This window comes from Pseudomonas sp. FW305-7, from assembly GCF_058786735.1.
Genome location: NZ_JBYSZA010000025.1, coordinates 46,814 through 60,265, shown reverse-complemented (window position 1 = coordinate 60,265; position 13,452 = coordinate 46,814). Strand labels below are relative to the sequence as shown.

Sequence of the window (13,452 nt, the reverse complement as noted above, 5' to 3'; positions counted from 1 at the left end):
CAGGAGCTTTCACAATGACTGTTTTCTCAAGGTCCGTCTTGCCGGTGCTGCTGCTAGGCAGCTTGCTCACCGGTTGCGCCACCCACAGCGATGGCACTGCACCCCTCAATCAACGTACGTGGCCGATCTGCAGCCTTATCGGCGGGCTGGTCGGTGGCGGTCTCGGCGCCATCGAAAGTGGCGGCTGGGCCGGTGGCGGCGCGGCGCTGGGGATTCTTACCGGCGGACTGATCTGTTATGCCCAGGACGGCGATGAAGACGGCGACGGCGTATTCGACCGCCGTGACCGTTGCCCCGATACCCCGGCCAACACCCCGGTCGATCACCGTGGCTGTCCACTGCCGCAGTACCCGGTGGCACAGAAACCGGTCGAACCGGCTCCGCAAACCGAAGTCATCACCTTGAGCGATGCCGGCAACGTGCTCTTCGATTTCGACAAGTCTGACCTGACGCCAGCGGCAAAGGCCCAGCTCGATACGTTGATGGACAAACTGCGCAATGCCGACGTGGTGAGCATCAAAGTCATCGGCCATACCGACAGCAAAGGATCGGATGCATACAACCAGGCGCTTTCCGAACGACGCGCCAGCAGCGTCGCGGCTTATCTGCTGAGTCAGGGCCTGGCGCCGAACAAACTGACGAGTGAAGGGCGTGGCGAAAGCGAGCCGGTGGCGGATAACGCGACCGACGAAGGGCGCGCGCAAAACCGCAGAGTGGAGCTGCACATCAATCGCTAGGATGTGTCTGTAGTCCGCGAGCTAGAGCTGCCGGGGCGATCATCGTCGCTCCGGCAGCCATTTGGCGGCTCGGCAAGGTTTTTTCATTTTTGCCTCTGGCTTATCCCCCGCAGAAGCCGTTACTGTGCGCCCAAAGAATAATTCGCAACACGGGGGGGCGTATGAAAGTGTTCTGGGGGCTGGGGCGGTTATTGACCCTGCTGTTCTGCTGTGTGGTGCTGGCCAATCAGCTTGTACCCTTTGTTCATCCGCTGCATCTGTTGGTCAATCTGGCCGGCGGTCTGCTGTTAACGGTTCATGTGCTCGAAGTGCTGCTGTGCAATCGCAGCCTCAAGGGACGTCCGCACCCTTGGCGTGACCGTGGCCGCATCCTGCTGTTCGGCGTATTCCACCTGCAAACCATCCCGGCCCCGGCCGCTCCGGAGGCTTCTTCCCATGCGTAAACTCTGCTTGCTCGCTGCATTCATCAGCCCATTGGCCTGTGCCCAAGTGGTCAGCGTCGAACCCAACTCCCTTATGCGGTTGCCTAATAACACCGGCACTTTGCAGCTTGAGCGTCTGGACGTGGCCGATTACGGCACCTTGCTGATTCCCGCCAACGTCACTGAACTGAGTGTCGGTGAATTGCGCCTCGGTCACGAAGCTCGAATCGCCATCGTGCCGGGGGCACAGGCGTTGGACATGAAGGTTGCTCGCGCAGAACTCGGCGAAGGCAGCCAGATCACCGCACGCGGTGCACCGGGCACCTACGAAAAAGCCGCCCGGGCAGGGCGCAATCTGAATCTGCAGTTCAAGGCATTGAACGCGCCGCAACTGTTGGTCGATGCCCGTGGCGGCACCGGTGCGCCTGGTTTTGTCGGACTGGACGGTGGCAACGGTGAAGATCCGGGCTGCACTTATGGCTCGGCCGGGCACGGTGCTGATGGCAGTGACGGCAGTGACGGTCAACCCGGTGCTCCGGGTGGGCTGGTACGCCTTGAAGTGCCGCGTGAGTTTCCGGCGGAGCTGATCAAGGTCAACGTGGCCGGCGGTGCCGGTGGCCCGGCGGGCGTTGGCGGCAAGGCCGGCAAGGGCGGCAAGTCCAAGGGCTGCCTGGTGTATCGCGCCGATGGCGGCAAGAATGGCAAGGCCGGCGCTGATGGTCAGCCTGGACCGGTCGGCGCGGCGGGTGCCGTGACCGTGCAGCGCTTCTAAAGAACAGCAAGGCTCAATTGTGGCGAGGGGATTTATCCCCGATGGACTGCGTAGCAGTCCCCGCTTTTGGATTAAAGAGCGGGGACGCTTCGCGACCCATCGGGGATAAATCCCCTCGCCACAGCAGTGTTCACAGCTCAAAAAATGCTGTGGCTCAGAACATCGGCCGCGCCGCCGCAATCGCCACCAGCAGCAACCCGACAATCAGATTAATCCCCACCACCCGGCGAATACGCCCGAGCACCGCCGCACCTGTCGGCCAGTCCTTTGCTTCAACCGCTTTGCGCAGCTCTGGCAGCATCAACCCCTGAATCCGGATAAACAGCGCCGTCATCACCACGTATAACCCGATCATCACCTGCACATATTTCGGTGCGGTCTCAAAACCGACCTGCTGCAGATGCAACATGCCTACGCCGCTGATCGGCAAGATGATCACCGCGACCCAGACCCAGCGAAAAAAACCTTGAAACACTTCCACCCACAGTGTCAGTCGGGCAGGGCCGTCGAGGGCCTTCACAGCCGCGGGACGCAAGACCATCCAGGCGAAAAACATGCCGCCGACCCACACGAGTGCGGACAGGACATGCAGGGGGTAAACGAGGCTAAAAGGTGTCATTGGGGTACTCCGTTCTGCGCGGGATCGATTCGCGGGGTATGATAGCCGCCGTTGGGGGGCGTTCTCGATCAGTTTCCGCGCCGCGCCGCGCCTGCTGTTGTGCAGGGCAAGGCGCGAGAAGCGTGGTTTGGTCATTCCAAATAAGCTTCGAGCAACGCAGCCCTGCACAACAGCAGGCGCGGCCCTTCGGGTTGTGCCTTAAAGCGGGCCAGCCTGCGTTGCAGGCCTTGGAAAGGGAACAACCATTTCCAGCGGCCTGCGCCTTGCCTGGTCCGCTTTAAGGCGACAACGCGGCGTGGAAACTGATCGAGAACGCCCCCCTGAACCACTGAAAATTTATCCAGCGTTTTTGCGCCCGACACTCAATGATCAGCACTGAACTCAAAACCACGATCCAGGGCGCCTACTCGCGTTTTCTAGAGGCCAAGAGCCTCAAGCCGCGTTACGGCCAGCGCCTGATGATCGCTGAAATCGCCAAAGTCCTCGGAGATATCGATACCGATGACGAAGGCCGGCGCAGTGGCGACCCCGCGATTGTCGCGGTGGAAGCCGGGACCGGTACCGGTAAAACCGTGGCCTACAGCCTCGCGGCGATCCCTACTGCCAAACTGGCGGGCAAACGTCTGGTGATCGCGACCGCGACCGTCGCGCTGCAAGAGCAGATCGTCTACAAGGATTTGCCCGACCTGATGCGCAACAGCGGGCTGAACTTCAGCTTTGCTTTGGCCAAGGGCCGTGGCCGTTACATGTGTCTGTCCAAGCTCGACATGCTTTTGCAGGAAGGTCACGCGCAAACCGCCACGGCCCAGCTGTTCGAAGAGGAAGGCTTCAAGATCGAGGTCGATGAGGCCAGTCAGAAGCTGTTCACCAGCATGATCGAAAAGCTTGCCGGCAATAAATGGGACGGCGACCGCGACAGCTGGCCGAATGCGCTGGAAGACGCCGACTGGGCGCGCCTGACCACCGATCACAGCCAATGCACCAACCGCCATTGCCCGAACTTCGGCCAGTGCGCCTTCTACAAGGCCCGCGAGGGCATGGGCAAGGTTGACGTGATCGTCACCAACCACGACATGGTTCTGGCTGACCTGGCGCTCGGCGGCGGCGCGGTGTTGCCCGACCCGCGCGACACCATTTACGTGTTCGACGAAGGTCATCACCTGCCGGACAAGGCAATCGGCCACTTCGCCCATTACACACGCCTGCGTTCCACCGCCGACTGGCTGGAAACCACCGCCAAGAACCTCACCAAGTTGCTGGCCCAGCATCCGCTGCCGGGAGATCTCGGCAAGTTGATCGAGCAAGTGCCGGAGCTGGCGCGCGAGATCAAGACCCAGCAGCAGTTCATGTTTACGGCCTGCGAGCAGATTGCCGATTTCAAACCCGGCGAAGACGTCGAGGGCCGTGAGCGGCCTCGCCATCGCTTTGTTGCCGGGGTCATTCCCGAACACATGCGCGAAATGGGCATTGAGCTGAAGAAAGGCTTCGCCCGTCTTAATGACCTGTTCACGCGCCTGACCGACCTGCTCAAGGAAGGCATGGACGGCGAGGTCAACATCGGCATCGCCAGCAATCAGGCCGAAGAGTGGTATCCGCTGTTCGGCAGCCTGTTGTCCCGTGCCTCCGGCAACTGGGAACTATGGACCGCGTTCACCGCCGAAGACCCGGAAGACAGCCCGCCGATGGCGCGCTGGCTGACCTTGGCCGAAAGCGGCTCATTGTTCGACATCGAGGTCAACGCCAGCCCGATCCTCGCCGCCGAAACCTTGCGTCGTAGCCTGTGGAACGTCGCCTACGGCTGTCTGGTGACGTCGGCAACGCTGACCGCGCTGGGCACGTTCGACCGCTTCCGCATGCGTGCCGGCCTGCCGAAAAAAGCCGTCACCGCCGTGGTGCCGAGCCCGTTCCATCACGCCGACGCTGGCGTGTTGCGCGTGCCGGATCTGAAAGCCGACCCGCGCGATGCCGCTGCTCACACCGCCGCGATCATCCGTGAGTTGCCGGATCTGGTCGAAGGTTCGCGCGGCACGCTGGTGCTGTTCTCCTCGCGCAAACAGATGCAAGACGTGTTCGACGGTCTCGACCGCGACTGGCGCAAGCAAGTGTTCATTCAAGGCAACCTGTCGAAACAGGAAACCCTGAACAAGCACAAGGCGCGGGTCGATGGCGGTGATTCCAGTGTGCTGTTCGGTCTCGCCAGTTTTGCCGAGGGTGTCGACTTGCCGGGCGCGTATTGCGAGCACGTAGTGATCGCCAAGATTCCGTTCTCGGTGCCGGACGATCCGGTCGAGGCCGCGCTGTCGGAGTGGATCGAAGCCCGTGGCGGCAATCCGTTCATGGAAATCTCGGTGCCCGATGCCTCGCTGAAGCTGGTTCAGGCCTGCGGGCGTCTGCTGCGTACCGAAGAAGACCGCGGCACCATCACCTTGCTCGACCGGCGCCTGGTCACCCAGCGCTACGGCAAGGCGATCCTCAATGCGTTGCCTCCTTTCCGTCGTGAAATATCCTGAGACACCGGTGGGCAATTTCGCCCGCCGCGCTGTCTATCTCTCTGCCAACGCTTTTCCATTGGCCTTTTGGTCGTTAGGGAGAACTCCGTTCTTATGATCCGCCGTTCATTGCCTGCCGTGTTTGCCTTGATCTTCGCCGCCCCGTTGCTGGCGGCGCCTGCTGGCCAGCAGACGCTGTTCAACTTTGTCCGTCCCGCCGACGTGGTGAAAATCACCACGGAAAACGCCGACCTGCCGCAAGCCAACGCCGAACAAACCCCTGAGGGTGAAGTGCTGCGCCGGGTGACGTTCAACCCGGTGGCCCGCCCGACGTTGCGCCTGACTCCGCAGACCGGTGCCTGGGACTGGTCGCAGTCCGGAATGATGAGCCTGCGCCTGCAGAGTGCGATGAACTGGGCCGTGACGGTCTATGTGCAGATCCAGAGCAACAATGGCCAGACGCTGACCAGTCGCGTCGACCTGCCGGCCGGCCCGGCGCAAACCTTGCTGGTGCCGTTGGTAGCGGCCACGCCACTGAGCCAGGGCATGAAGGCCGGGCCGCCGATGCCGATGACCATCGATGGTCAACGCATTTTGCTGGCCAGCAGTAGCGGCGAGATTGATCGCAGCCAAATCGTATCGGTGAGTCTGTCGATGGATCAGCCGAAAGTTGCCCAGAGCCTGCTGCTCGAACGCTTTGGCGTGCAGGACGGCGAGGCGGTCACGCAAGCGGTGTACGGCAATCTGGTCGACGCTTATGGTCAGTCGACCCGCAGCAAATGGCCGGAAAAAATCGCCACTGACGAACAACTCAAATCTGCCGCCGCCAAGGCACAGCAACAGCTGAAAACCTGGCTGGCCGAGCGCGAGAAGTCCTTGCTGGACAAGTTCGGCGGCTGGAGCAAAGGCCCGGTCTTTAAGGCCAGCGGCTTCTTCCGCACGGAAAAACGCGACGGTCGCTGGTATCTGGTGACGCCAGAAGGGCATCCGTTTTACTCCCTCGGCGTCAACACCATCAGCCCCGAGGTCAACCAGACCTACGTGGCGGGTCGCGAATACATGTTCGAATCCCTGCCAAAAACCGGCGAGCCCCTAGCCATTCACTTCGGTGAAGGCGACAACCGTGGCGGCAACGGTGCCGATCAGGGCCGGGGCTACGGCAATGGGCGCTGGTACGACTTCTATGCCGCCAACCTGCAGCGGGTCTACGGCGAGCCTTGCGCGCCGGACAGCGACGGCAAGGCCGGGATCGCTGAAGCGGCCAAGGCTGGCGCGGTGGAAGAAACGGCAGCGAAAGCCGCAGAGCCTGTAGCAGGCGCCAGCGAAGCGAAGTCCGGTGTCGCCGAAGCGGCGAAAACCGACGCGGTGGCAACGACTGCTGAAAAAGCTGCCGATCAAACCGTCACGGCTCCGTGCAAAGCCACGGTCGATGAGCAGCAGTGGGCCAGCCATACCCTTGATCGCTTGCAAGCCTGGGGTTTCAACACGATCGGCAACTGGAGTGCCGATGCGCTGGCTGACGCCGACCGCGTGCCGTACACCTTGCCGTTGTCGATCGTCGGCGATTACACCAGCATCAGCACCGGCAGCGACTGGTGGGGCGGTATGCCCGACCCGTTCGATCCGCGTTTCGCCATGGCCACCGAACGCGCCGTGGCCATCGCTGCCCGCGATCATCGCGATGATCCGTGGCTGATTGGCTATTTCGCCGATAACGAACTGGCGTGGGCCGGTCCCGGCGACGATCCGAAATCCCGTTACGCGCTGGCGTACGGCACCTTGAAAATGACCACCGACGTGCCGGCCAAACGCGCGTTTCTCAAGCAATTGCGTGACAAATACCGTAATCAGGCGGGGCTGTCGAAAGCCTGGGGCATCGACCTGCCGGCGTGGGAATTGATGGAAGATCCGGGTTTCGTCCCGCCGCTGCCGAACCCGGAACACCCGGAAATCGAGGCCGACTTCAAATACTTCCAGAAGGTCTTCGCCGACACCTATTTCAAGACCATCTCCGACTCGCTGAAATGGCATGCGCCGAACCAGTTGCTGCTCGGCGGCCGCTTCGCCATCAGCACCCCGGAAGCCGTGGCGTCCTGCGCGCAATATTGCGATGTGCTGAGTTTCAACATGTACACGCTCAAACCGCAGGATGGTTATGACTTTGCCGCTTTGAATGCATTGGACAAACCGGTGCTGATTACCGAGTTCAACTTCGGCTCCACTGATCGCGGCCCGTTCTGGGGCGGTGTGACGCAACTGGCCAAGGAAGAGGATCGCGGTGCGGCGTATGCCAACTTCCTCAAACAGGCCTTGAGTGAACCGTCGATTGTCGGCGTGCACTGGTTCCAGTATCTGGATCAACCGGTGACCGGGCGTCTGCTGGATGGCGAGAACGGGCACTTTGGTTTGGTCGGCGTGACCGATCTGCCGTATCAGGGCTTTGTCGAAACGGTGCGCAAGAGCAATTTGCAGGCGGTTGATCAGCTTGGCAAAGAGGCGGAGAAAGCCGCAGCGGTCGCCGGTCATGAGGCTGAAGGCGGGCGCAAGGGCGAAGCCGGCAAAGGCCCGGGTGCAGGGCATGCGGGTGGGCATTCGGGCAATGGTCACTGACTGACACTGTGGCGAGTGGGCAAGCCCCCTCGCCACACCCAAAAATCCGATTCAACCGTCCAGCCCGCAGCTGTTCCCAAATCCCTCAAGGGCTGGAACAATGCGGGCCACTTTGTAGAGCGTTTTCGCGGGGGAGTTGCGGGTGCAGATTCAGGGACATTACGAGCTTCAATTCGAAGCGGTGCGCGAAGCTTTCGCCGCACTGTTCGACGATCCCCAGGAACGCGGCGCAGCCTTGTGCATTCAGGTCGGCGGAGAAACCGTCCTCGACCTCTGGTCCGGTACCGCCGACAAGGATGGCGCCGAGGCCTGGCACAGCGACACCATCGCCAATCTGTTCTCCTGCACCAAAACCTTCACCGCCGTCACTGCGCTGCAACTGGTCGCCGAGGGCAAGTTGCAACTGGATGTTCCGGTCGCCCGCTACTGGCCGGAGTTCGCCGCCGCCGGCAAAGAGGCCGTGACCCTACGCCAATTGCTCTGCCATCAGGCCGGTCTGCCGGCCCTGCGCGAGTTGCTGGCGCCTGAAGCCCTTTATGAATGGCAAACCATGGTCGACGCTCTCGCGGCTGAGGCGCCGTGGTGGACGCCGGGCACTGGCCACGGTTATGCCGCGATCACTTACGGCTGGCTGATCGGCGAGTTGTTACGCCGCGCCGACGGTCGCGGACCGGGTGAATCCATCGTCGCCCGTGTCGCCAAGCCACTGGGTCTGGATTTCCATGTCGGTTTGGCCGACGAAGAGTTTCACCGTGTCGCACATATCGCCCGGGGCAAGGGCAATGCGGGCGACGCCGCCGCTCAGCGTCTTCTGCAAGTGACCATGCGTGAACCGACCGCCATGACCACCCGCGCCTTCACCAACCCACCGTCGGTGCTCACCAGCACCAACAAACCGGAATGGCGGCGCATGCAACAACCGGCAGCCAATGGCCACGGCAACGCGCGCAGCCTCGCTGGTTTCTACGCCGGTTTGCTCGACGGCAGCCTGCTTGAAAGCGACATGCTCGAAGAGCTGACCCGCGAGCATAGCCTCGGCGAAGACAAGACCCTGCTGACCCGCACCCGTTTCGGTCTGGGCTGCATGCTCGATCAACCGGACGTGCCCAACGCCACTTACGGCCTCGGCCCACGGGCGTTCGGCCATCCGGGCGCAGGCGGTTCGATCGGTTTTGCTGACCCTGAGCATGATGTCGCGTTTGGTTTTGTGACAAATACCCTAGGGCCGTACGTCTTGATGGATCCGCGTGCGCAGAAGCTCGCGCGGGTGCTTGCCACTTGTCTGTAAAGCGTCATCAGAGGTTCCAGGGCCGGAACCTCGACAGGTTTTTCGATTCAAAGCGTCTGTTTATCCGGGCGAAAGTGCTCTGATTTTTCATTACTTCATTTTGTGGATTTTCAATGTCAGCTAAAACGACTCTCGCCCTGGCCCTGTGTGTTGCGATCACCGGTTGTGCACAGACTCCGAAAAACGATGCCGACGGCGGTAGCTGGTGGCCGTTCGGGTCCTCCGACAAGGTGGCGGCCAAAGAGCCTGCCCCGGCTCCGTTGAAACCCGCTGCCGCCGCTCCGGTAGCCAAGGCTGAAAGCAGCAGCCCATGGTACTGGCCTTTTGGCTCGGACGATTCGACCGCCAAGGCCGACACCAAGCCGGAAGTGAAGCCCGAAGCCAAACCGGTTGAAGTGGCCAAAGCCGAGGCCGACAAGGGCGGCAAATGGTGGTGGCCGTTCGGCGGCAAGGATCAGGACACCGCCAAGGTCGTGCCGATGCCGGACCCGAAAGTCACTCAAGCCTGGCTCGACGACTACGAACCACGCCTGCGTACCGCGATCCAGGACAGCAATCTGCAACTCGAACGCCGTGACAACGTGCTGGTCGTGACCGCGCCGGTAGAAGGCTCGTTCAACCCGGATCGCCCGGCGATGTTGCTGCCAGTGACCCTCGGCCCGTTCACCCGCGTGGCGAAAATCCTCGAAGCCGACCCGAAAACTGCGGTGTTGGTACTTGGCCACAGTGACTCCAGCGGTGCTGCGCCAGCCAATATCAAACTCAGTCAAGAACGTGCTCAGGCCATTGCGGCGATCTTCCGCCTCAGCGGCTTGCAGCGTGATCGCCTGATGCTGCGCGGCATGGGCTCCGAAGCCCCGCGTGCCGCCAACGACAGCGTTGAAGGCCGTGCCCTGAACCGTCGCGTGGAAATGCTAGTGACCCCGCAGAACACCATGGTTGCGCTGTTGAGCAAATACAACATGCCGGCGCCGAAGCCAGTGACCATGGTCGCTGCGCAGGACGTCAAGCCAGTGGCCAAACCAGTCACCCCGGCGCCAGCCGCGAAGAAAGCTGCCGTACCGGCCACCAAAAAGGCACCCGCCAAGAAAGCCGCTGCCAAAGCACCTGCGAAGAAAGCGCCAGCCAAGGCTCCGGCGAAGAAAACCGCACCCGCCAAAGCCGCTGCGACCGACAAGAAAGTCGCCGCTGCCGACGCCACCAAAAAGTGATCCGCTAACGAAAAGGACTGCGCCATGACCCAGGCTCTGGCAGATATGCGTCGTGATTACACCCGGGATGGTTTGACCGAGGCGCAGGCCCCGGCCGAGCCGTTCGCGCTGTTCCACCAATGGTTCGCCGATGCGGTGAAAACCGAACAGGCGCCGGTGGAAGCCAACGCCATGACCCTGGCCACGGTCGATGCGGATGGGCGTCCGCATTGCCGCATTCTGCTGCTCAAGGGCCTGGACGAGCAGGGCTTCACCTTCTTCACCAACTACGACAGTGCCAAGGGCCAGCATCTGGCGGCCAATCCGTTTGCCGCCATGACCTTCTTCTGGCCGACCCTCGAGCGCCAGGTGCGCATCGAAGGCCGGGTAGTGAAGGTCACGCCTGAAGAGTCCGATGCCTATTATCAGGTGCGACCGCTGGGCAGTCGTCTGGGCGCCTGGGCATCGCCGCAGAGCCGGGTGATCAACGGGCGGGGAGAGCTGGAAGATCTGCTCAAGGCGACCGAACAACGTTTCAGCGACACCCAGCCTGACTGCCCGCAACACTGGGGCGGTTACCGCTTGCTGCCCGAGCGCATCGAGTTCTGGCAGGGCCGTCCGAGCCGTCTGCACGATCGCCTCAACTACCGAGTGCAGGGCGCCGACTGGATTCTTGAACGTCTGGCACCTTAAGCAGTCTACCGAGCGAGATAGCCTGCCGCAGCGGCCTCAAGCCACTTCGGCAGGTCTCGACGCTTGATCTTCTGCGCCTGAGCGCGGGCCAATTGTTCGAGCATGAAGGCGCGTTTACCTTCGTCCTTGCCGGCCAGTGACAACGCCAGATCGCGATCTATCCAGCGTTTGATCCGTACGTACAGCCACCCATGGAAGTACAAACCGGCGACGGTGGTAACGGCAATGATGAAGTAATCCATGAAAATCCTTGGTGTCCGTGGCGCAGAATCGGTAATTTGGCGCTACTGTAGTGGCTACCTCTGGTAAAGCAGGTGTCTGTACCGCGCCTGAATGAAAGCCAATTTGTCCGGGCGGTGTCGTGACAGGCGTCAAGCCACGGAGTTTAATGAATATATGTTTCTTTGGAGTTGATGCTATGCGTAAGTCTGTTCTGCTGGTTGCTTCCTTTTCCACGATGGCGATGTTGCTTACCGGCTGCCAATCGAGCCTGACCGGTGACTCCTACTCCCGTGACGAAGCGCGTCGCGTGCAGACGATTCGCATGGGCACCATCGAATCCCTGCGTCCGGTCAAGATCGAAGGCACCAAAACCCCAATCGGCGGCGCTGCAGGCGCAGTGGTCGGCGGTGTCGGCGGCAGCGCCATCGGTGGCGGCAAAGGCAGCATCGTGGCTGCGGTCATCGGTGCAGTGGCGGGCGGTCTGATCGGCTCGGCTACCGAAGAAGGCCTGACCCGTACCCAAGGCGTGGAAATCACCGTGCGCGAAGACGACGGCAGCATGCGCGCCTATGTGCAGCAGGTTCAGGAGAATGAAGTGTTCCGTGTTGGTGAACGTGTACGCATCTCCACCGTTGGCGGGACCAGCCGCGTTTCGCACTAAGCGGGATTTAGGGTAAAGAAAACCCCGATCAGGTGACTGGTCGGGGTTTTTTTAAGGTATTTACTCGCTTCCATGACAACCCATTTGAAAATCGTATTTAGAGTCGTAGAAAGCTCGACCGATTAAAGCTTCCAATTGCTTTATCTGCTCTTGGTCGAGGTCATAACCAAAGATTTCGTCTTCGGGATTGACCCAATGCATGATTATTCTGAGCCGCTCAATGTTTCCATCGGGAACTGGGATCTCGAAAACTAACCGAGCTGTGCGTTTATTAAATGCCTCGATGGTGTGTTTCAGCTTGAAGTTGCCATAAGTCATTCGATGCACACCAACTGAACTATATGAGTAGCGTCCAAGAGCTTTTCACCAGTCCAGTCCTCCAAAACTTTGATCTGCTCTTCGTCTAAATCAGAGCCATCGAACTCATCTTCAGGATGTTGCCAGTTCATCAGCACCTTCAATGCTTCCTCGTGATGCGACGCGATCTCCACGCTTAGGAGCAAATCCTCAGTCTTTCGATCGAATACCTCTATTACATGCTTCATTTTTCTACTCTCCTTGTGGAATCGGCAGGCTTTGTTTGTTTCCCTGTTTTCGGGTCGTATTCTCCAAGGTGTTTTCCTTGCTTGGTGTACATCTCAACCTTGCCATGCTGAGAGTCCCATTCGTAAATTTTCCCCGATGCATCTTTCCAACGTCTTCGCTTTTTCCCTCCACCGCGAACGGAGGTTTTTAGTGGTGCAGGTTTCACGTCTGGAAACGCCGGCAGCGAAACAGGGGCGGGGTGGTATTTGAAATCTTTAGGGACGTTTAAGACTATATATACCGGCCTAACCCCCGAACTCGCCGGAAAGACCAGAATAAAATCCCGATACTCCGGCGGATAAACCGGATTCACCAGAATCCCATCCGCCGCTTTCGTCGGCGGATACACCCAGATATGCGGCGCCTGCGGTGCAGCCTCCAAGGCAGGAATGCCGAGGATGTCCGAGCCATCCACCGCCGGTGTCCAGATCAGCTCGACGCCTTCACCAAGATCCGCGATGAACTGGCTGCCACGCGCACTGAACTGCACGACATCGACCATTTCCCAATCGCGGTTCTTGCCGGTGTAAAAGCCGTAGCCCTTGAGGCTGCCGTCGGCCTGTTGTTCAACGCGCAGGCGCACGCGGGTACGGGCTTGTTTCAGGGCACGCAGTTGATCTTCGGTGTAGAGCGCGCTGTCGCCGAGGGTGGGCGTCCAGAACAGCGCGACCACTGCCGAGAGAGCGGCAGCACCCACCGCGCCAATTGATGTGATAGTGCTAGCGGTGAGGGCGGGCATGCGTATTGCGATGCGCCCGACGCCCAGTGAAACCGTGTCGCCGCTGATCGCTTGCAGATTCAGCACGCCCGCGGCATCGACTTCGCGAGCGCCGAGCCACGCCATTTCACCGTAATCCTTCAGGCTGTCGGTCGGCACCATGCCCGAAGGATTCGAGTAGTCGATGATGGCGTCCGGCAACTTGCAGGACTTGGCGAACACGCACCCAGCGCGCGGAACCTCAGACTTTGTCGCAGCCACTTCGCGGGTGCGCTCAAAAGCCTCCTGCCGCGCCAACATGGCGTCATAAGCGTTTTGTCTGGATTCGCGAGCGGTCAGTTCGCTGGCCGTCATGTATCGGTGAGTAACGAGGTGCCCGTCGCCCGCCGGTGGGTTGGGAACCCGGGGAATGTCCTTGTTGCGAGCCACTGATCGTCCTTTCGCTT

The 13,452-nt window shown here is 60.7% G+C and carries 14 protein-coding genes; 9 read left to right on the top strand and 5 right to left on the bottom strand.

Annotation, left to right across the window (positions count from 1 at the left end; all coding sequences use genetic code 11):
- Nucleotides 1–14: 14 nt before the first annotated feature.
- The 3 genes from AC3WMT_RS24190 to AC3WMT_RS24180 all read left to right on the top strand — a co-directional run bounded on the left by AC3WMT_RS24190 (nt 15) and on the right by AC3WMT_RS24180 (nt 1,931).
- Complete coding sequence (locus tag AC3WMT_RS24190) at nt 15–737, top strand: PA1041 family peptidoglycan-binding anchor lipoprotein (protein WP_103306592.1); 723 nt, start codon at nt 15–17, stop codon at nt 735–737.
- Between the two features lie 161 nt (nt 738–898).
- Nucleotides 899–1,180, top strand: a complete 282-nt coding sequence (locus AC3WMT_RS24185) for a DUF1145 domain-containing protein (RefSeq protein ID WP_103306593.1) — start codon at nt 899–901, stop codon at nt 1,178–1,180.
- Nucleotides 1,173–1,931, top strand: coding sequence for a hypothetical protein (locus AC3WMT_RS24180; protein WP_103306594.1), 759 nt, complete (start codon nt 1,173–1,175; stop codon nt 1,929–1,931). The genes AC3WMT_RS24185 and AC3WMT_RS24180 overlap by 8 nt, the downstream gene beginning before the upstream one ends.
- A 154-nt stretch (nt 1,932–2,085) precedes the next feature.
- Here AC3WMT_RS24180 and AC3WMT_RS24175 read toward each other — a convergent pair whose 3' ends face one another.
- Entirely contained in the window at nt 2,086–2,550 is a 465-nt protein-coding gene (locus tag AC3WMT_RS24175) for a DUF2269 family protein (RefSeq protein WP_103306595.1), read from the bottom strand.
- 365 nt (nt 2,551–2,915) lie between these two features.
- On the opposite strand from AC3WMT_RS24175, the gene dinG reads away from it, so the two are divergent.
- From dinG to pdxH, 5 genes are all read left to right on the top strand, one after another.
- Entirely contained in the window at nt 2,916–5,060 is a 2,145-nt protein-coding gene (gene dinG, locus AC3WMT_RS24170; RefSeq protein ID WP_103306596.1) for an ATP-dependent DNA helicase DinG, read from the top strand.
- Nucleotides 5,061–5,153: 93 nt separating this feature from the next.
- Nucleotides 5,154–7,649 carry a beta-galactosidase gene (locus tag AC3WMT_RS24165; RefSeq protein WP_103306597.1) on the top strand — a complete coding sequence of 832 codons (2,496 nt, stop codon included), beginning with the start codon at nt 5,154–5,156 and terminating at the stop codon, nt 7,647–7,649.
- Between the two features lie 142 nt (nt 7,650–7,791).
- Complete coding sequence (locus tag AC3WMT_RS24160) at nt 7,792–8,937, top strand: serine hydrolase domain-containing protein (protein WP_103306598.1); 1,146 nt, start codon at nt 7,792–7,794, stop codon at nt 8,935–8,937.
- 113 nt (nt 8,938–9,050) lie between these two features.
- A complete protein-coding gene (locus AC3WMT_RS24155; RefSeq protein WP_103306599.1) occupies nt 9,051–10,148 on the top strand; it encodes an OmpA family protein in 1,098 nt (365 codons plus the stop codon).
- 24 nt (nt 10,149–10,172) lie between these two features.
- Nucleotides 10,173–10,820: a pyridoxamine 5'-phosphate oxidase gene (gene pdxH / locus AC3WMT_RS24150; RefSeq protein WP_103306600.1), complete on the top strand. Its 648-nt coding sequence runs from the start codon at nt 10,173–10,175 to the stop codon at nt 10,818–10,820.
- Between the two features lie 5 nt (nt 10,821–10,825).
- Here the strand turns inward: pdxH and AC3WMT_RS24145 are convergent, their stop codons facing one another.
- Complete coding sequence (locus AC3WMT_RS24145) at nt 10,826–11,062, bottom strand: hypothetical protein (protein WP_103306601.1); 237 nt, start codon at nt 11,060–11,062, stop codon at nt 10,826–10,828.
- A gap of 176 nt (nt 11,063–11,238) precedes the next feature.
- Between AC3WMT_RS24145 and AC3WMT_RS24140 the strand changes: the two genes are divergently transcribed.
- Complete coding sequence (locus tag AC3WMT_RS24140) at nt 11,239–11,703, top strand: outer membrane lipoprotein (RefSeq protein WP_007969461.1); 465 nt, start codon at nt 11,239–11,241, stop codon at nt 11,701–11,703.
- A 60-nt stretch (nt 11,704–11,763) separates the two neighbouring features.
- Here AC3WMT_RS24140 and AC3WMT_RS24135 read toward each other — a convergent pair whose 3' ends face one another.
- The 3 genes from AC3WMT_RS24135 to AC3WMT_RS24125 are packed head-to-tail and all read right to left on the bottom strand — an operon-like array spanning nt 11,764 to nt 13,435.
- A complete protein-coding gene (locus tag AC3WMT_RS24135) occupies nt 11,764–12,021 on the bottom strand; it encodes a DUF7683 domain-containing protein (protein ID WP_249412104.1) in 258 nt (85 codons plus the stop codon).
- A complete protein-coding gene (locus AC3WMT_RS24130; protein WP_103306602.1) occupies nt 12,018–12,248 on the bottom strand; it encodes a DUF7683 domain-containing protein in 231 nt (76 codons plus the stop codon). Before AC3WMT_RS24130 ends, AC3WMT_RS24135 begins: the two co-directional genes overlap by 4 nt.
- Nucleotides 12,245–13,435 (bottom strand): colicin E3/pyocin S6 family cytotoxin, encoded by a 1,191-nt coding sequence (locus AC3WMT_RS24125; protein ID WP_103306603.1) that lies wholly within the window; start codon nt 13,433–13,435, stop codon nt 12,245–12,247. The genes AC3WMT_RS24130 and AC3WMT_RS24125 overlap by 4 nt, the downstream gene beginning before the upstream one ends.
- Between the last annotated feature and the right edge of the window lie 17 nt (nt 13,436–13,452).